At 52.4% G+C, this 16,300-nt stretch carries 19 protein-coding genes; 13 read left to right on the plus strand and 6 right to left on the minus strand.

The window, feature by feature from the left end:
* Window positions 1–5 precede the first annotated feature (5 nt).
* From ACL2XJ_RS03955 to ACL2XJ_RS03975, 5 genes are all read left to right on the plus strand, one after another.
* Window positions 6–866 carry a carbohydrate ABC transporter permease gene (locus ACL2XJ_RS03955; RefSeq protein ID WP_413725688.1) on the plus strand — a complete coding sequence of 287 codons (861 nt, stop codon included), beginning with the start codon at window positions 6–8 and terminating at the stop codon, window positions 864–866.
* Window positions 863–1,699, plus strand: coding sequence for a carbohydrate ABC transporter permease (locus tag ACL2XJ_RS03960; protein ID WP_132925407.1), 837 nt, complete (start codon window positions 863–865; stop codon window positions 1,697–1,699). Before ACL2XJ_RS03955 ends, ACL2XJ_RS03960 begins: the two co-directional genes overlap by 4 nt.
* 31 nt (window positions 1,700–1,730) lie before the next feature.
* A complete protein-coding gene (locus ACL2XJ_RS03965; protein ID WP_413725689.1) occupies window positions 1,731–2,663 on the plus strand; it encodes a nucleoside hydrolase in 933 nt (310 codons plus the stop codon).
* Between the two features lie 730 nt (window positions 2,664–3,393).
* Window positions 3,394–3,900, plus strand: coding sequence for a ferritin-like domain-containing protein (locus tag ACL2XJ_RS03970; protein WP_413725690.1), 507 nt, complete (start codon window positions 3,394–3,396; stop codon window positions 3,898–3,900).
* 102 nt (window positions 3,901–4,002) lie between these two features.
* Complete coding sequence (locus ACL2XJ_RS03975; protein ID WP_413725691.1) at window positions 4,003–4,914, plus strand: manganese catalase family protein; 912 nt, start codon at window positions 4,003–4,005, stop codon at window positions 4,912–4,914.
* 48 nt (window positions 4,915–4,962) lie between these two features.
* Here the strand turns inward: ACL2XJ_RS03975 and ACL2XJ_RS03980 are convergent, their stop codons facing one another.
* Complete coding sequence (locus ACL2XJ_RS03980) at window positions 4,963–5,376, minus strand: winged helix-turn-helix transcriptional regulator (protein WP_413725692.1); 414 nt, start codon at window positions 5,374–5,376, stop codon at window positions 4,963–4,965.
* Window positions 5,377–5,460: 84 nt separating this feature from the next.
* On the opposite strand from ACL2XJ_RS03980, the gene ACL2XJ_RS03985 reads away from it, so the two are divergent.
* Window positions 5,461–6,402: an aromatic alcohol reductase gene (locus tag ACL2XJ_RS03985; protein WP_413725693.1), complete on the plus strand. Its 942-nt coding sequence runs from the start codon at window positions 5,461–5,463 to the stop codon at window positions 6,400–6,402.
* Between the two features lie 108 nt (window positions 6,403–6,510).
* Here the strand turns inward: ACL2XJ_RS03985 and ACL2XJ_RS03990 are convergent, their stop codons facing one another.
* The 3 genes from ACL2XJ_RS03990 to ACL2XJ_RS04000 all read right to left on the minus strand — a co-directional run bounded on the left by ACL2XJ_RS03990 (window position 6,511) and on the right by ACL2XJ_RS04000 (window position 7,877).
* Window positions 6,511–6,948, minus strand: a complete 438-nt coding sequence (locus tag ACL2XJ_RS03990; protein ID WP_413725694.1) for a type II toxin-antitoxin system VapC family toxin — start codon at window positions 6,946–6,948, stop codon at window positions 6,511–6,513.
* 2 nt (window positions 6,949–6,950) lie between these two features.
* Complete coding sequence (locus tag ACL2XJ_RS03995) at window positions 6,951–7,190, minus strand: type II toxin-antitoxin system Phd/YefM family antitoxin (protein ID WP_132925394.1); 240 nt, start codon at window positions 7,188–7,190, stop codon at window positions 6,951–6,953.
* A 126-nt stretch (window positions 7,191–7,316) separates the two neighbouring features.
* Entirely contained in the window at window positions 7,317–7,877 is a 561-nt protein-coding gene (locus ACL2XJ_RS04000) for a GNAT family N-acetyltransferase (RefSeq protein WP_413725695.1), read from the minus strand.
* A 375-nt stretch (window positions 7,878–8,252) separates the two neighbouring features.
* Here ACL2XJ_RS04000 and ACL2XJ_RS04005 point away from each other — a divergent pair, with 375 nt between their 5' ends.
* Complete coding sequence (locus ACL2XJ_RS04005; protein ID WP_413725696.1) at window positions 8,253–8,462, plus strand: hypothetical protein; 210 nt, start codon at window positions 8,253–8,255, stop codon at window positions 8,460–8,462.
* A 128-nt stretch (window positions 8,463–8,590) separates the two neighbouring features.
* Here ACL2XJ_RS04005 and ACL2XJ_RS04010 read toward each other — a convergent pair whose 3' ends face one another.
* Window positions 8,591–9,559, minus strand: coding sequence for a PDR/VanB family oxidoreductase (locus tag ACL2XJ_RS04010; protein WP_413725697.1), 969 nt, complete (start codon window positions 9,557–9,559; stop codon window positions 8,591–8,593).
* A gap of 19 nt (window positions 9,560–9,578) precedes the next feature.
* Window positions 9,579–10,613 carry a molybdenum cofactor-independent xanthine hydroxylase subunit HpxD gene (gene hpxD, locus ACL2XJ_RS04015; RefSeq protein WP_413725698.1) on the minus strand — a complete coding sequence of 345 codons (1,035 nt, stop codon included), beginning with the start codon at window positions 10,611–10,613 and terminating at the stop codon, window positions 9,579–9,581.
* Between the two features lie 137 nt (window positions 10,614–10,750).
* Here hpxD and ACL2XJ_RS04020 point away from each other — a divergent pair, with 137 nt between their 5' ends.
* The 6 genes from ACL2XJ_RS04020 (at window position 10,751) to ACL2XJ_RS04045 (ending at window position 16,240) form a co-directional block, all read left to right on the plus strand.
* Window positions 10,751–11,653, plus strand: coding sequence for a LysR family transcriptional regulator (locus tag ACL2XJ_RS04020; RefSeq protein ID WP_413725699.1), 903 nt, complete (start codon window positions 10,751–10,753; stop codon window positions 11,651–11,653).
* Window positions 11,654–11,738: 85 nt separating this feature from the next.
* The gene (locus ACL2XJ_RS04025; protein WP_413725700.1) at window positions 11,739–12,233 is read left to right on the plus strand and encodes a DUF1198 family protein; all 495 of its coding nucleotides are present in this window, start codon (window positions 11,739–11,741) and stop codon (window positions 12,231–12,233) included.
* Window positions 12,234–12,584: 351 nt separating this feature from the next.
* A complete protein-coding gene (locus ACL2XJ_RS04030; protein ID WP_413725701.1) occupies window positions 12,585–13,580 on the plus strand; it encodes a hypothetical protein in 996 nt (331 codons plus the stop codon).
* A gap of 130 nt (window positions 13,581–13,710) precedes the next feature.
* On the plus strand, window positions 13,711–14,169 hold the full coding sequence (locus tag ACL2XJ_RS04035; protein WP_413725702.1) for a GTP-binding protein: 459 nt from the start codon (window positions 13,711–13,713) through the stop codon (window positions 14,167–14,169).
* A gap of 198 nt (window positions 14,170–14,367) precedes the next feature.
* Complete coding sequence (locus ACL2XJ_RS04040; protein ID WP_132925365.1) at window positions 14,368–15,504, plus strand: mandelate racemase/muconate lactonizing enzyme family protein; 1,137 nt, start codon at window positions 14,368–14,370, stop codon at window positions 15,502–15,504.
* Window positions 15,505–15,529: 25 nt separating this feature from the next.
* Window positions 15,530–16,240, plus strand: coding sequence for a GntR family transcriptional regulator (locus ACL2XJ_RS04045; protein ID WP_413725703.1), 711 nt, complete (start codon window positions 15,530–15,532; stop codon window positions 16,238–16,240).
* Window positions 16,241–16,300 lie beyond the last annotated feature (60 nt).

Raw genomic sequence — 16,300 nt, forward strand, 5'->3', positions numbered from 1 at the left:
ATGCCATGGGCAGTAAATTGAATCAAAAATGGGTGCAACTGTTTATATTTCTCGGTCCGGCGCTGCTCTGCGTGGCGGTACTGCGCCTCTGGCCGGCGGTGCTCGCCATCCATGAATCGTTGGTGGATCCCATTTCCGGCAAATACGGACTGAGCAATTACCTGTATATCCTCACCGATCCCGAATTCATTGCCTCATTAAAAGTGACGCTGCTGTTTTCCATTATCGTCAATCCGCTGCAAATCGCCATCGCCCTGGCCCTGGCGCTGCTGACCAACGCCGCGCTGCCGCTGATAGGCCTGTGGCGCACGCTTATCCTGCTGCCGGTGGCCATCCCGCAAAGCGTTTCCGCGGTGGTATGGGGAGTGGGACTGCGGCCGGACGGCCCCGTCAATGGTTTACTCAACGCCTTGGGCATCGCTTCCCAGCCGTTTGTCACCTCCCCCGATCAGGCCCTGGCCTCCATTATCCTGATTGTCAGTTGGGTGGGGGTAGGCTACTGGATGACCTTCCTGGTGGCCGGTTTACAGGATATTCCCCAGGCCCTGTACGATGCCATAGAGATTGACGGCGCCAACGCCTGGCAAAAATTCCGCTATGTCACGCTGCCGCAGCTGCGACGCCCGCTGACCTTTGTGCTGGTGGCCAATACGGTAGCCAATTTTCTGGTATTCGCGCCGGTGCAGATTCTCACCAAGGGCGGCCCCCAGGATTCAACCAATCTGATCATGGAAGAGATCTATACCCAGGCCTTTTCCTTCGGCGACCCCAGCAGCGCCTATGCGTCCACGGTGATTCTGATGATTCTGGTGATTGCCATCGTCGGCCTTCAGTTCAAACTGATGCAAAAAGGAGGCGTACGATGAGCCCATCCCTCTCTCGCCGCGGGCTTCGTCTGGTCACGCTGCTTATCATCGTGGCCTTCTTCATCCTGCCGCTCTGGTGGACCGGCGTGAGCGCCTTCAGGCCCAGCGAGGAAATTTTCCGTTATCTGTCCCCCATCAGCATCCGCACGCTGTTCCCGGACCGGGCCACCTGGTCACAGGTCATCGCCCTGGTGCAGAGCCCGTTTTTGCTGGCCATCGGCAATTCGGTGCTGGTGACCGCCGTGACGGTCATCATCGGACTGGCGGTGTGCTCGGCGGCGGCCTTCGCCCTGGCATGCATCGAATTCAAAGGGCGTGGCGTCGTTTTCGCCATTATGGTGGTCAGTTTCCTTATTCCCTTCGACGCCATCGCCCTGCCTTTGTATCAGATATTCCATCTGCTCAGGCTGGATAACAGCTATACCGGCTTGGTGTTACCCGGTATCGGCAATGGTATTGCCGTGTTTTTATTACGCCAGTTCTTTTTGGGAATTCCGAAAGAGCTATCCGAGGCCGCCTTTCTCGACGGCATGGGCTGGACGGCGATTTTTCTGCGCATCTACCTGCCGCTGTCGAAACCGGCCATGATCGGCGCCGGACTTATCCTGTTTATTTTCCAATGGCAATCATTCCTCTGGCCGCTGCTGATCGCGCCGTCGCCGCAGTATCAAATGGCCGCCGTCGCCATCGCGCAGTTCTCGGCCACTACCGGCACCCAATGGGGATTGATTTTTGCCGGCGCGCTGTTTACGTCGGTGATTCCCATGCTGGTGCTGGTGATTTTCCAGAAATACTTCACGCCGTCGGTGGCTGCCGCCGGCAATAAAGAATAACGCGGATGCCGCAAGGCTAAGGATCTGAAAAATGAGTCTTAATGAAACCGAGCGGGTCAGGTTATTAACGCCGCCCCAGGGCAAGGTGCGCATGGTGCTTGATACCGATGCGTTTAATGAAATAGACGATCAGTTCGCCATTGTCCAGGCCCTGCTGTCGCCGGACAAGGTGACGGTTGAAGCACTCTACGCCGCGCCCTTTTCCAACCAGCGCGCGGATAATCCCGCCCGGGGCATGGAACTGAGCTTCGAGGAAATCAACCGCCTGCTGGAACGGCTGGGCATGCAAGGCACCGTCCCGGTGCTCAAGGGCGTGACCTCATACGTCGGCGCGGCAAAGGAAGCCCGCGAGGCGGAGGCGGTGGATCACCTGATTGGCGCCGCCCGCGGCGCCTCGCCGCAGTCGCCGCTCTACGTGGTGGCGATTGCCGCCATCAGCAATATCGCCTCCGCACTGCTGAAGGCGCCGGATATCATCGATCGTATCGTCGTCATATGGCTGGGGGGCCATGCGTTAAACTGGCCCGATACCCTGGAATTCAACCTGCGGCAGGATATCGGCGGCGCGCAGATCCTGCTGGACAGCGGCGTTCCCCTGGTGCTGATTCCCTGCAAAGGCATCACCACGCACCTGCGCTCTACCGTGCCGGAAATCGAACGCTACGTCGAACCCTGCGGCGACATCGGCGCCTTCTTGTCATTACGCTTCAAGGAGTACAGCCGCGAACACAAAGGCTGGTCAAAAGAAATTTGGGATATGGCCGCCGTCGGCTGGCTGCTGCATCCGGAGTCCATGCACAGCGGCCTGACGCCCGCGCCGTTATTAACGGCGCAAGGCACCTGGAGCGCCGACCCCGCCAGGCATCTTATCCGCTATATTTCTTATATTGAGCGCGACGTTATTATCACCGATTTTTTTAACCGGCTTGAATCCCATGTCCAGAGAAGACAGCCGACCGTTTGATACCGCGCCGGGCCGGGACCGTCGGCAATACGCGACATTAGGTTGCGGGCTGATGCTCCCGGCAAGGCCATGAACAGGTGTGATTAATGGCTGTTATGAAAGGAGGTTATTAAAGGCTCCGATCAATAATTAACTTTTACCCGCTTCGCTTTAATGTCCCGCCTTTTGTCATTCTCGTGCGGTTGCATAAACACCGCTAGCGGAACTATTAAAATATGTCAAATTTCCAATTTAAAAAACTCCATCAGAATTATATCCCTAGGACAGTATATAATAAAAAAGAGCGTAATGAGTTTGCATTAATTTTATGATGAGCTAACTTTAGATAGACGACACAGGCATTATAAAACGTCAGAGACTGCAAAAAAATAACGATATCTAATTGTATTGTATTTTGTTCTTTATCATTTTTACACTTTAAATCTGTGTGATACTCACCGTAATGGTTGATAATTTGCGATTTTTAATTCATTCCCGCGATTCAATCTCCCTGTCGGCATACTTCGTTTCCGCTTTATCTCATGAGCACAAGTCTCGGGTTAGCACGCGTTTTTAGCCAAGAAAATATTTTCATTTAAATTTAATCAATATTTTTATTAATTTGCCATTTACTATTTCCAGTAAAATCAAATTATTCAATTCTTATCCTATGCGAATAGTCCTAAATATTTATTTGTTCAAATCCGTTCCCTACATAAGTAGTAATAGTTAATCAAAAACGAGGTGAATCATGACTTACGAAGAAAATTACCACGATTGGCTGCGTGACGCCCACGCTATGGAAAAGCAGGCGGAAAGCATGCTGGAAAAAATGGCCGGCAGGATCGAACACTATCCCGATCTTAAAGCGCGCATTGAACAGCATATCGCAGAAACCCGCCAACAGCTGGTGCTGCTGGATGAAGTCATTGACCGTAATGATGTTTCCCGCTCTACGCTGAAAGACGCGATGGGAAAATTATCGGCCTTTGGCCAGGCAATGGGCGGCATGACCGCGGAAGATGAAGTGATAAAAGGTGCGATCAGCGGCTATGTCTTTGAACACTTCGAAGTCGCCTGCTACACCTCGCTGATTGCCGCGGCCGAGCTGGTCGGGGATATTGAAGGCGCTCGTGTTTTTGAACAGATCCGCGAACAGGAAATCGCTATGGCTGACTGGGCGCTGACCCATTTGCCGGCGCTCACGGAACAATTTTTGGTGCGGTCCAATACGCCGGATGTCGAGGCGAAAAAATAATTTTACCGGGCAATGCGCCGCGACGCGTTGCCAACAGTAAGAAAACAGGGATCACAGGGCAAGGAATCGCCGAACCCGTCATTTTGATTTTTGGAGAGAGTAATGTTTAGACATGTAAAACAACTGCAGTACACCGTCCGCGTCGCCCATCCTAATCCTGGGCTGGCGAATCTTCTCCTTGAACAATTCGGCGGCCCGCAGGGAGAACTGGCGGCGGCATGCCGTTATTTTACCCAAGGTATCGGGGATGAGGATCCGGGCCGCAAGGATCTGCTGATGGATATCGCCACCGAAGAACTGAGCCATCTGGAAATCATCGGTACCCTGGTGGGCATGCTGAATAAAGGCGCCAAAGGCGATCTCGCTGAAGGCACCGAACAGGCAGGGGAGCTTTATCGTTCATTAACCGGTAATGGCAACAGCAGCCATACCACGGCGCTATTATACGGCGGCGGGCCGGCATTGACCAACTCCGCCGGCGCACCCTGGACTGCCGCTTATATCGATACCATCGGCGAGGTCACGGCGGATTTACGCTCTAATATCGCGGCGGAAGCCCGCGCCAAAATCATCTATGAACGCCTGATTAACCTGACGGATGACTCCGGCGTCAAAGACGCGCTGGGTTTTCTGATGACCCGTGAAGTGGCCCACCAGATTTCATTTGAGAAAGCGTTGTATTCCATTCGCGACAACTTCCCGCCCGGCAAGCTGCCGCCCATAGAAAAATATGCCGCCACCTATTTCAATATGTCCGACGGGGGCGAAGTCAGGGGCAGTTGGAACTCGGACGAGAATTTCAACTACGTGGCCGAACCGGCGCCGGCGGTGGATGGCGGCGACGGCGGCGCCAGCGTGACGTTGCCTAAAAAACAGCAGGCCAACCTGGACAATCTCGCGCTTCGCACGGCATCCGACCCGGCGGTGAACCCCATAACCGGCGCGGAAATCGGCGCGGTCCCGCCTATTGAAAATGAAGCGGCGGAAAAAGGCAAAGCATCGAAAAAGAAATAACGCTTCGGGCGGTTTAGCCGTGGGAAATCCACAGCCGCGGATAAGCCGTTATCCCAACTCCCTGGCCGCGAAATCATCGCGGGACTGGCGAAAGGCCGCCGAATTTTCAATGATCCAGTTCCATAGCGGCAGCATATTAAGCAGCATGTTTTCTCCCAGCGTTGTCAGCCCGTATTCCACCCTGGGATGCGGCGTTTTCTGCTGATAATCATGCCTGCTGATAAGGCCATCCCGCTCAAGACGGCGCAACGTCAGGGTCAGCATTCTTTGCGTAATCTTGGGTAATGCCCGTATCAGCTCCGCATGACGCAACGTCCCCCTTGTTCCCAACGCATACACCACCCCCAGCGACCAGCGGTTGCCGGCATGGGCAAGAATCCCCCGCTTCAGGTCGTCATCCTCATCGCTCAGCGCATCACAAATGGCAGAGAATTGCGCTATCTGCGCTTTCGCTAGTTTCATTCACTCCCCCGGTATCATCTGTGTACCTGATTGCGGCATGGGTTTCCTGCTGGCAGGATGTGGCCACATCCACAGGAGGATACTATGAACGGTTCAATGACTCGTCAATGGCGAAAAATTCTGGTTCTCGGCGCCGGAGAACTGGGTATGGCAATGCTTGATGCCTTTGTAAAAGAGCGCGAGCGGCATCCCGATATCTTTTTAACCGTATTATTGCGCCCGGCATCGTTAAAAGATGACGGTCCGGCGAATCGGACCCGCCGCCAACGGCTGGCGGCCTGGGGCGTTGCGGTAATCACCGCGGATTTCAGCCGGCAAACCGCTGAAGAACTGGCTGAGCGCTTCACCTCTTATGACGCCATCATCAATTGCAGCGGTTTTGTCGGCGGAGCGGGGACCCAGCTTAAAATTACCCAAGCAGTGCTCGATGCCGGCGTGGAACGTTATTTTCCCTGGCAGTTTGGCGTGGATTACGATCGGGTGGGTCTGGACAGCGGGCAGCCGGTGTGGGATGAACAGCTGGCCGTGCGTCAAATGTTACGCGCCCAGCGCCAGACCCGCTGGGTCATCGTTTCCACGGGCATGTTCACCAGCTATCTTTTCGAACCCGGCTTCGGGCTGGTGGACATGCCCCGGCATCGGGTCCATGCGCCGGGCGATGGGGATTATGGGCTGACCCTTACCACGCCGGAGGACATCGGCATCCTGACGGCGAAGATATTTTTCCACCAGCCCGTTATCGAGGATGAAGTGGTGTATATCGCCGGCGATACCCTTACCTACCGCCGGCTGACCACGCTGTTGAGTGAGCATTATCAGCGTCCCTTCACCCTAGAGGTGCATAGCCATGATGACCTGCGGCAGGCGACAAAAGCCGCGCCAAACGATGTGGCGGCGGCCTACCGGCTCGCCTTTGCGCGACCGGACGGCGTGGCCTGGCGGAAAGAAGAGAGTTATAACGCCCGCAACGGAATTCGGGTTACCGATGTAAAGCAGTGGCTGGAAAACAATAAACCAGCAGAGTGATGTGTGGTTGCCGGCCTAGCCGGCAGCGGCTAAAACCCTGACAAGAACAAGAACAAGGGCATGGGCATGGGCATGGGCATGGGCATGGGCATGGGCATGGGCCAATTTTTAAACACACTCAACGATGTTGATATAATCAGAGCAGAATTTAATGATAATGCCATCGTTAGTGATAAAGTTCAGATTCTCCGCCTTCGCCTGAGCAACCAACAGACGATCGAACGGATCTTTATGCATCACCGGCAAGCCACTGATACCGCTAGCATGTCGCGACGTCATCGGCAGCTCGGTATAGCCCGCTTCCAGCAAGCCTTCGGTCAATGCCTCGGCATCAATACTGAAATCAGGTTTGTTCAAATCGGTCTTGATAGCGATCTCCTGGATAGATACGGCGGAGAAATACAGACGGTTCTTCTCATTGGACAGGATATCAATAACCTTGCTGTTCAATCGCTCAGGCTCCCCCGCCGCCCAAATCAAAACATGGGTGTCCAATAGATAATCCGCAAAAAGCAACTTTTTGATATCATCCTTTTTCGCCGGCATTCTTACTTCCCATAAAACTGGTCGGAAATATCGTCACTGTTCAGCTCGTTAAAATTATCGGGAGCCGAGATTTTCCCCTTCATAAAGCCAATCCTGGGTGTTTTTTCCGCTGCCGACAAAGGGACGATTTTAGCCATAGGCTTGCCGTTGCGAGCTATCACATAGGTTTCTCCCGTTTCTTGTACTTTGGAGATAATCCTGGAAAGATGGGTTTTTGCATCATAAAGATTTACTTTTTGCATCACTGCCCCCTTGGCGTTAACGGTAAGCCAGCGTCAAAAAAAGTTGGTCAACTGCATTGAGTCTACTTGGTCTAATTTTGTTGGTCAAGACATGCAAATAATCATTGAGGCTTTCATCCCAAGGTATCATACCGTCGTGTAGAGATAGATATGGGTGTCATCCAACCGGCCATGGCCATCGAGACGCTCGTTGGAAAGAACGGCTTCGCGCTTGAAACCGCAACGCAGCGCCACGGCAGCGCTACGAATATTCTTTCCCGCGGTTCTGATTTCCAACCGGTTCGCTTTCAAAACGTCGAGGGCAAGGTTTCGCACCAAAATGCACGCTTGGGTCATCAATCCTTTGCCCAAAACGTCGGTTGCAAGCCAATAGCCTATTTCATAATAGGGGATTTGCGGATTACGAATAAAAAGACTGATGCAACCCAAGAGTTTTTGGCTTTCGCGACTGATGATGAGGAATTTGTATTCGTTACTATCCTTTGCAAAATCCTGTATCGCTGCCCGCATATTTTCCCGAACATCATCAAGGCTGTTTTCCCTGGATGCCCATAAAAGGAAATCATGATGCAATTCATTGAAATGACTTATCAAAATGAGCATTTCTTCAACTCTGCTCATCGTAGGCGCAATGAGTCGAATGGAGTCATTACAGAGAGATTCCACCGGAAAATCCGTGATTTTCATGATAATAGCCATCCTGTTTACCGACCTGTCAGCGCAAAATAGTCCATCCGAAGCCGCAATAAAAGTAAAAAAACGGTGAATGTACCGAGAAATGGAGAGACCCCATCCCCAGTTTCCGCTACGTTTCGTTCTTTGACGAAGTTAACCAGAACGCCGGGCTTCAGGGAAGTCACCCTGACCCACAGCGGCTCGCTGGCGTTCAGAAGATTGTTAAACGTTCAAACCCTTTTGCTTTCATGATCCGGCAAAATGCAAAAAAGCCACACCATGCCCCTCCAGATCTGTTTATCTTTGATTTAATATGATATATGAACTGTTTTGGTGCAACTTCGGGTAAACAACTCACCAAAATCAATCAGAGAAAAGGATAAGCTTATGTGTTTCTATAAAGCGACGTCGTTAAAAGAAGCTGAAAATATCCTCAAAACGGGCAAGGCAAAAAAAGTTGAATTCGCCTTCGCAATGACCAGCGATGAGTTTTTTGAACTGACTTCGAACCTAACTGCCACCGGAGGTAAAATAACCAAAGAAAACGGTAACTTCATCTTCACCCTGAAAAATTCCCTTTCCTGCCAACATCTTTAAAACCACCTATATAACATTTTAATACCACCGCATCAGCTTTCGGAGGCGGTGTCAATAATCAACGGGCTAACGCCTGCAAGGGCGATGGAGATGCGTCATGTGCCCCTTCTCCATCGCCACGGACAATCCTACAAATCAATAACCAAATTGCCGGTCAGGCTGCGGGAGCAGCAAAGGGTTATCTGCTGCTTATGGCCGGCCTTTTCCGTTTCTGACTGCACGGTGTCGCGATGGTCCGCTTTACCCTCCAGCACCGGCGTCAGGCAGGCGCCGCAAATGCCCATTTCACAGGACAAGGGCACATCGACGCCATGCTCTTGCAGCACGGCGGCGATGGTTTTGTCTGGAGGAACGGTAAAAGACATCCCGCTGGATTTCAGCGTTACGGTAAAATCATGCTCTATCTGGGTGCAGGGTATATTACGCGCGCGGGGCTGGAATGATTCAGAGTGAATGTCTTCAGAACGCCAGCCGGCATCAAGCGCTCTGTTGCGGATATGCGACATAAACGCCTCTGGGCCGCACAAATACAGTTTTTTCCCCGCGGCGGGCTGCGCCAGCCCTTCAGGCAACGCTGTCCGCGGCGATCTCCCCTCGCAACCCGACCCGACATGGCACCGGCCATAGGCAAAATGGCTGTCCAGCCTTTCCCGGAATATTACGTGGCTTCTCCGCTTCACATAATAATGCAGCTCAAAGGGTTGCTTAAGGCGCTCCAGTTCTTCCGCCATCGCCAGCAGAGGCGTCAAACCGATCCCGCCGGCAATAAGCAGATAGCTGTCAGCCTCTTCGAGGGGAAAGAGATTTCGCGGCGGTGAAATCTCCATCTGCTGGCCTAACCGCAGTTCATTATGCAGATAGCGCGAACCCCCGCGGGAATCCCGTTCATTTTTAACGCAGATGAGATAATGATCCGTTTCGCCCGGAGGCCCCGTCAGGGAATATTGCCTGATAAGCCCGTTGGCCAGATGGAGATCAATGTGAGCCCCCGCTTCCCAAGCCGGCAGCGATTTCCCCGGTTCCGGGGTAAGCCTGACGGCTATGCAATGTTCTCCCTGGCGCGAGAGCGCATCGACAAAAACGGCAAGTTTTTCCATTTCCGTTTCCTTATAGATTTCAAACCAGGAAGAATTCGCCGAAACCAAGTTTTTTCAGTCCGCGCCGGTAGGCAATGGAGCTCCGGTCAGCGGGAATATGCGCCTCCAGCGTCAAATCGAGAGGAAGGCGTTCCGGCCGTTGCGTCTCCACCATCAGCCGGTCCTCTTCGAAAACCTTATGGTTAAAGGCATGCACGTCCTCAACCGGTACATGAAGATCGAAGTTACGGGCGATGGGCGCGAACATGCGGGTCTTTCTGGCGGAAACGGGGGAGGCCGCGTTCATTATGACCAGCCGCGACTCGCCGGGAAAATGTATGGTCAGCGTGGCGGTGAACGGCAGATACATATCGAAACGGCGCAGCCATTTAAAGCCCTCGGGGCCGCGGTGCTCCGCGCTGGCGGGATAATTTCCCACCGTACTCCAGTAATCAACGGAAAAACCGTACGGCGTTTCAGCGGGGGAATAGTCCGGCACTTCCTGGTTGTCGGGATCGGCGAAGGTTGCGGTATGGATCCAGGCAAAATGGGCGACGTCCAAAAAGCCTTCGACCTGGCGCCCGGCAAAACCCGCCACATCGAACGGGGGGCAGGTTATTTGCTGAAAACCGGCATCGTCCCAGTGGGGCATCGACGGCAGCGGAGCGTCAGTGTCTTGCGCCGGTGCCAGACAGGTCCAGATCAGCCCATAACGCTCCCGTGCCGGGAATGTCGTCAGGTTGAGCTTTGCCGGAATGCTTTGTCCCGGGCTGGAGGGAATCCGGTTGCAGCGGCCATTTTCACCGAACCGCAGCCCGTGATAGGGGCAAACAATGCCCTCCTCTTCCTGAAATCCCAGCGTCAGCGGTACTCCGCGGTGCGGACAGACGTCTCTGGCGACGACAATTTGCCCTTTTAGCCGGTAAATCACCAACTGTTCGTCCAGTAAGGTCGCCTTTTGCGGCGCATTGCCCACATCGCACGCTCGCGCCACGGGATACCAATAGCCGGCCAGCCGCAGCCAGTCGTCAGGCTCGAAACTGCAGTGAGGAGGGGGCGCTATTTTATTCATCATCCGGTTCCTCTCAGACTCACAAAAAATAATGGATAAGACATTGCTCTTGCATTTACATTGTGAATACACTTTGGTGTTGCAGTCCATAACAGAATTTTAACTTTTACTCTGCAAAAAACAGTACAGGAGCGACGCCAGTGGATCCTTTCTCCAGATTTGCCACCTATTTTGTGGAGGTCGCCCGTAGCGGCAGTTTGCGTAATGCATCTGAAAAACTTCACGTTTCCGCGTCGGCTATCAATCGGCAAATCCTGAACGCCGAGGAGGAAATGGGGGTATTGTTATTTGAACGGCTACACGCCGGTTTGCGGTTAACCTCCGCCGGAGAGCTGCTCTGCGATGATTTGCTCCGCTGGCGCCGCGAATACGCACGCACCCGAGAACGTTTTGATGAGCTCCAGGGACTCAAGCGCGGCCATGTATCCCTAGCGCTGATCCAGGCCCTGAGCGAAGGCGCCATCGCCGGAAAGCTGGCGGAGATTGCGCTGGAATGTCCCTGGCTGACGCTGGATATCAGCGTGAATGACAGCCGTGACATCAGCCGGCGCGTATCGGATGCGGAAGTGGATTTCGCCATTATGCTGGACCCGGTGGAACATCATGGGCTGGAGGTGAAAACCTTTATTGAAATACCCATTGGTATCGTGATGTCGCCGGCCCACCCTCTCGCGTCCAGCCAAACGGTGTCCATCAGCCAGATGTCGGAATACCGCCATATTATGCCCGCAGCCCCACTGACCGTGCACGATCGGGTGCATCTCCACTACAAAAGGCACAGCATCACCCCCGACGCCGGGATCCTGTGCAATGATATCCGGATGATCAAATCGTTTATTCGCGAGTCGGCCGGTATCGGCATCTTGAGCAAACTGGATGTCATCACCGAGGTGCAAAGAGGCGAGCTGCTGTTCGTTCCCATCCAGGGCAGGCCGATACGCCCTTTAACCCTGGCGCTTTGCGTCGCCCCTCGCCGCCAGCTGTCGCGCGCCGCGCAGATGATGATCCAGAAGCTGGCGGTCACGCTGGATGAAATGGCGTGAACGAAGACAACCTTCCCTCAACGCCGCTGTTTTCTCTTCTATGGTTTACCCTTATGATAGGGCTTGGTTTGCTAAAGGATGTCCCATGATCTGGCTAATACTGGCGACACTGGCTGTCGTTTTTCTTATCGGCTTTCGCATTGTGAACTCCGATTCCCGCCGGGCGTCGCAGGCGTTGACCAAACGGCTGAACATCGAGCCGGTTTACGTGGAATCCATGATAAGCCAGATGGGGAAGACCCCCGGCGGCGAGTTCGTCAGCTACCTGCTGCATAATACCGAGGCCCATATCGGCAACGCGGCGGGCGTGCTGCTGATCTACCAGACCTTTATTATCGATGAGTCCGAAGAGAGCCTGCTGTTCTGGCACTCGGTTTTGGGTAAAGCGCGGCTGCCCGCGGAGCTGACCCATAAACACGTACGCCTGGCGCTGTCGTTTTTACGGGAACTGGAGCCGGATGCCGATGAGCTCGCGGCTTATCGCCTGCGCTATAACGGGCGATTTACCGCCATCGCCGATGCGGGCCCCGCCGCCAACGGCAATGTGTTCTATATGGACGGCGTTTCACCGAAACATTAAGCAGCTCCGCCGGCGTGGCTTCGTGCGCCCGGCCGCTCCCTCCTGCCGCTCTCTCATCCAGGCGGAACCTGCCGTTATTGATTACTTTCGTAGAAAATCGCGGCAGTATAAAAATAGCGACTTAAGCCAAATTAGAATATGCTTAAATTCATTACAGGTTGAAAAATAATATTACCCAATTATGGGCGACTCGCTTTGAATATATATATGTATTCGATCAGAATACATAAATAGATTCGATCCGAACGATCGATTTTATCAATTATACATTATCGATGATGGGTCTTAAAGTATTTGCTTCGGTATACTTCTTGAATACATTTTGAATAGATTAATGGTAACGGAGCGAATATGTTTACACCCACCTTTACCGCCGTAATGGCACGCATCTATGCCGGCCAGGAAGATGAATCTGTTGCAGCCCTGCTTCACGCCGCCGGAGACGGACGAAAATCCCACGATCCCTTGGCATTGCGGCTTAAACCAGGCGTTCGGGAATTTGTCGTTCGTCAATCAGCCGGTTTGGGTATATCGGCTTCCGGCCTGATCAATCTCATTCTGGAAGGGGTTATCCGTGAAATGCTGCTGCCGTTTGAAAATCAGGCCAGCCATGTTTACGAACGTTTCCAATTACTTATGGAAGCGCATGGCTTGGGCATCACCGAAGTGGCGACGCTGCTGGCGCCGTTCAACATTCGCCTGGGGGTGCTTGAAGACCGGGCGCGAACGCTGGATTATCTCAATGAAGAAACCCTGGATTGCATAGCCGGCTGGTTCAATATCGATGCCGACTGGCTGAAGGCAAAAACCGCCGCGCCGGTCAACCTCGCCCTGTCTGCCCATCGGTGGCGGGATAATCTGGACCATGCGGCCAAAAGCCTGCTATCCGCTGACAGCGGAGATATTAAAACGGATGTTTATTTCTTTCGTTCAACCCAACACTCGTTGCTCAATAATAATATCGATAACGATCATCATGTGGGGCTGTATGTTCTGCGCCGTAAAAGCATTAACGGCGTAAGCATTAATACTGTGAGGCTTTTTGAACAGGCGCCGTGGAGTAATGAGCAGGCCCGGTCGCAATACCGGATGTTGATGGGGTTTTGCGCCCTGGCCCAGACCGCCGGACGATTACATCTGAACACGGTGGCCTTGCGGCCGGGGCAAATGATGGCGCTGCGCAGCGGCGTAACGCTGCCGGCTTTGATAGCCTTCCTGCCGCAAACCGTGGGCTCGTTGAACAGCTGGCGTCCGGAGGAGAATTTACCGCTGCGTTATCCGGATAATTACATGACGCCGGAATGGCGGGCCATCGCAAATAAGTACCTGCATGGGACAAATGATTAAACCATGGGGAGATGACTTTTTTATTATTGATCGTGATTAAGACCTACCTAAAAGAGACATTAATGATGCGCCGGCATCAGGGAATTCTTTTGCTTAAAATCTTGCCCCCTTTTGAAAAGGACAAAACACAATGGACCATAATTTACCCGAGACCGAAAGATACGGCATGGGCAACTTTATCTACCGCGCCCGTCGACCTTTCCATCCTGAGCGTTTATATCCTCTTCTTGAAGAAAATTTACCGGGTGTCATACGCTCCACCGGTTTTTTCTGGCTGGCTACGCGTCCCGGTTACACCGGTTTCTGGTCCCGCACCGATGGCGTGAGCATTTATGGGCTGGCGGGACAGTGGTGGTCCGCCATACCCCGCGACACTATGTCCCACGATGCCCAAGCCCGGATTCATCCACGCCAACATTGGCTTGAAGGAATTGGCGATGCCCGGCAGGAGCTGGTATTGATAGGCCGCGGCCTTGATGAAGCGGTGTTGAGAAAACGATTTGATGATTGTTTATTAACCGATGAGGAAATGGCGCTGGGAGCGAAAATCTGGCAATGGTATAGCGATCCGTTCCCGGCATGGTATTAAACCGCTGATCAGAATCTGCGGCTTTGTTCACATTTTCGATTTTTTAATCTTGAACACTTGGATACAAGTGTCCAAGATATTCTTACATAAACAATACTGGTTGTTAACATAAATGCCATAAAGCGTTGTCCAGGCGCCTGAAAAAAGATAACTACCGGCCGGTAAGAATTCTTTATTCAATTTAACAGGGTAAAAACAATGAAAATCAGCAATATAAATGTCTCGGTTTACAGAACGCCGCCCAGCGTCGCCTGGGAAGACGCTACCAATAAAGTCCAGGGCATTGAATTCATCATCGTTGAGATTCAGACAGACAAAAATATTGAAGGAACCGGCTTTACCTATACGGTGGATATCGGAGGCACCGCCATTGCGTCGCTGATTGAAAATTACCTGGCGCCGCTGGTTATCGGCATGGACCCGCTGGATAACGAAAAAATCTGGCACACCCTGCAACGCCAATCAAGGCGCCTTGGTATCGGGGTTAATCTAATGGCAATCGCCGCCATTGATATAGCGATATGGGATATAAAAGGTAAAGTTTTCAATCAGCCCTTATATAAGATTTTCGGCGGCATGCGTTCCGACATCCCGGCCTATATCAGCGAGATTAATCTTAGCAAGGATGATCCGCTGGAGAACTTTCTGGACAGGGTGGATGATTATATCGCCAGGGGTTATCAAACCATCAAATTCAAAATCGGCCGGGATGACCTGGAAGAAGATATCGAGCGAATTGTAAAGGCGAAGGAGAAATTGGGCGGCGGCGGAAAGCTGCTGGTCGACCTCAACCAGAAATGGTCCGGCAGCGACGCGCTGGTTAACTGCGCGCGGCTGGACGCCTTAGGACTGGGCTGGATTGAGGAACCGCTGCTGCATGATAATCTTCAGGGCTATGTCGATTTGAAGGCCGCCGTCAGGACGCCGTTGGCCCATGGCGAAAGCATGCATGCCCGATCGCAGTTTCTGGACTACCTGAAGGCCGGCGCCATCGATTTTGTCCAGGCGGACGTAGCGTTTGTCGGCGGCTTCACCGAATGGCTCAAAATAGCGCATTTATCCCAGGCTTTCGGTAAATTGGTGGCGCCGCATTTTATGATGGAGCTGTCCGTCCATATGCTGTGCGGCGTGCCGAACGGCTTCATGCTGGAAAACGTTATCGGCGGCTCTTTCCAGGAACTGGGCATAGCGGAAGGGTCCGTCACGATAGAAAATGGCATAGCCTATCCCAGTGAAAAACCAGGCCATGGCATCGTATTTGATAAAAAAGCGTTAATATCGATAAAGCTAAATCCCGATGATGTCAGAAATTCATTTAAAGGCGGCAGTAAATAACGGCGGCTTTTTACCGGAGACAGGTATGAACGCAAATACATCCAATGCTTTTGAACTCGACAGAAACACATTGGAAAACCAGATCTATAAAGAACTGAAAAACAGGATTGTTTCGGTGCAAATTCTGCCGGGACAGATGATTTCCGAGAATGAAATGGCCAATAAATTCAGCGTCAGCCGTACCCCTATCAGGCAGGCTTTTTTCCGCCTGTCGGTTGACGGATTGCTGGAAATTATGCCGCAGAGAGGCGCGCTGGTATCGTTTATCTCCAAACGAAAAGTCAGGGAGGCACAAAGGATCCGGGAAGTCCTGGAACTTGAGGCTTTCACGGAAGCCGCGGGAAAATGGGATAAAACCGCCCTGGAAAGCATTACGCTGTTGGGAAAAGCAGAAATGCTGATAACAAAACAGGAAGAAGAGATAAAAAAGCTCGATTATTATGAATTCACCAAATTAGATGAAGAATTCCATGATTGCATCATTCAATTTTCCGGAAATCTCAGCCTTGCTTATATCGTTAAAGAAATGCGTTCCCATTTGAACCGGCTTCGCTATATCGAATTGCAGGAAGCACATCACGAAGCAACGGCCATTCTGCAACACCGTGCATTGCTGCTGGCCATCAAAAACAAGGATGATGACGGCGTGAGTAAAATTCTCATCGACCATCTTAAATTAGTGGAAAACTTCAGGGAGTTCATTTTCAAAAAGCGGGCTGAACTGTTTATTGATTAAAAAATAAATCAATACTCTCGCAACGCGCCAGCGTTCGGGAGCGGTTTTTCCAAAGACTCT

The organism is Sodalis sp. RH16 (genome assembly GCF_047324245.1).
GTDB lineage: Bacteria > Pseudomonadota > Gammaproteobacteria > Enterobacterales > Enterobacteriaceae > Acerihabitans > Acerihabitans ligni.

Bases quoted from the DNA above. Each gene is read 5' to 3' on its own strand.
- ACL2XJ_RS04000 (WP_413725695.1), bottom strand. From the start codon at position 7,877: ATGAAAATCACGGATTTTCCGGTGGAATCTCTCTGTAATGACTCCATT.
- hpxD (WP_413725698.1), bottom strand. From the start codon at position 10,613: ATGATGAATAAAATAGCGCCCCCTCCTCACTGCAGTTTCGAGCCTGAC.
- ACL2XJ_RS03965 (WP_413725689.1), top strand. From the start codon at position 1,731: ATGAGTCTTAATGAAACCGAGCGGGTCAGGTTATTAACGCCGCCCCAG.
- ACL2XJ_RS04045 (WP_413725703.1), top strand. From the start codon at position 15,530: ATGAACGCAAATACATCCAATGCTTTTGAACTCGACAGAAACACATTG.
- ACL2XJ_RS03990 (WP_413725694.1), bottom strand. From the start codon at position 6,948: ATGCCGGCGAAAAAGGATGATATCAAAAAGTTGCTTTTTGCGGATTAT.
- ACL2XJ_RS04035 (WP_413725702.1), top strand. From the start codon at position 13,711: ATGGACCATAATTTACCCGAGACCGAAAGATACGGCATGGGCAACTTT.
- ACL2XJ_RS04025 (WP_413725700.1), top strand. From the start codon at position 11,739: ATGATCTGGCTAATACTGGCGACACTGGCTGTCGTTTTTCTTATCGGC.
- ACL2XJ_RS03955 (WP_413725688.1), top strand. From the start codon at position 6: ATGGGCAGTAAATTGAATCAAAAATGGGTGCAACTGTTTATATTTCTC.
- ACL2XJ_RS04010 (WP_413725697.1), bottom strand. From the start codon at position 9,559: ATGGAAAAACTTGCCGTTTTTGTCGATGCGCTCTCGCGCCAGGGAGAA.
- ACL2XJ_RS03960 (WP_132925407.1), top strand. From the start codon at position 863: ATGAGCCCATCCCTCTCTCGCCGCGGGCTTCGTCTGGTCACGCTGCTT.
- ACL2XJ_RS03970 (WP_413725690.1), top strand. From the start codon at position 3,394: ATGACTTACGAAGAAAATTACCACGATTGGCTGCGTGACGCCCACGCT.
- ACL2XJ_RS04040 (WP_132925365.1), top strand. From the start codon at position 14,368: ATGAAAATCAGCAATATAAATGTCTCGGTTTACAGAACGCCGCCCAGC.
- ACL2XJ_RS03985 (WP_413725693.1), top strand. From the start codon at position 5,461: ATGAACGGTTCAATGACTCGTCAATGGCGAAAAATTCTGGTTCTCGGC.
- ACL2XJ_RS03980 (WP_413725692.1), bottom strand. From the start codon at position 5,376: ATGAAACTAGCGAAAGCGCAGATAGCGCAATTCTCTGCCATTTGTGAT.
- ACL2XJ_RS03975 (WP_413725691.1), top strand. From the start codon at position 4,003: ATGTTTAGACATGTAAAACAACTGCAGTACACCGTCCGCGTCGCCCAT.
- ACL2XJ_RS04030 (WP_413725701.1), top strand. From the start codon at position 12,585: ATGTTTACACCCACCTTTACCGCCGTAATGGCACGCATCTATGCCGGC.
- ACL2XJ_RS03995 (WP_132925394.1), bottom strand. From the start codon at position 7,190: ATGCAAAAAGTAAATCTTTATGATGCAAAAACCCATCTTTCCAGGATT.
- ACL2XJ_RS04005 (WP_413725696.1), top strand. From the start codon at position 8,253: ATGTGTTTCTATAAAGCGACGTCGTTAAAAGAAGCTGAAAATATCCTC.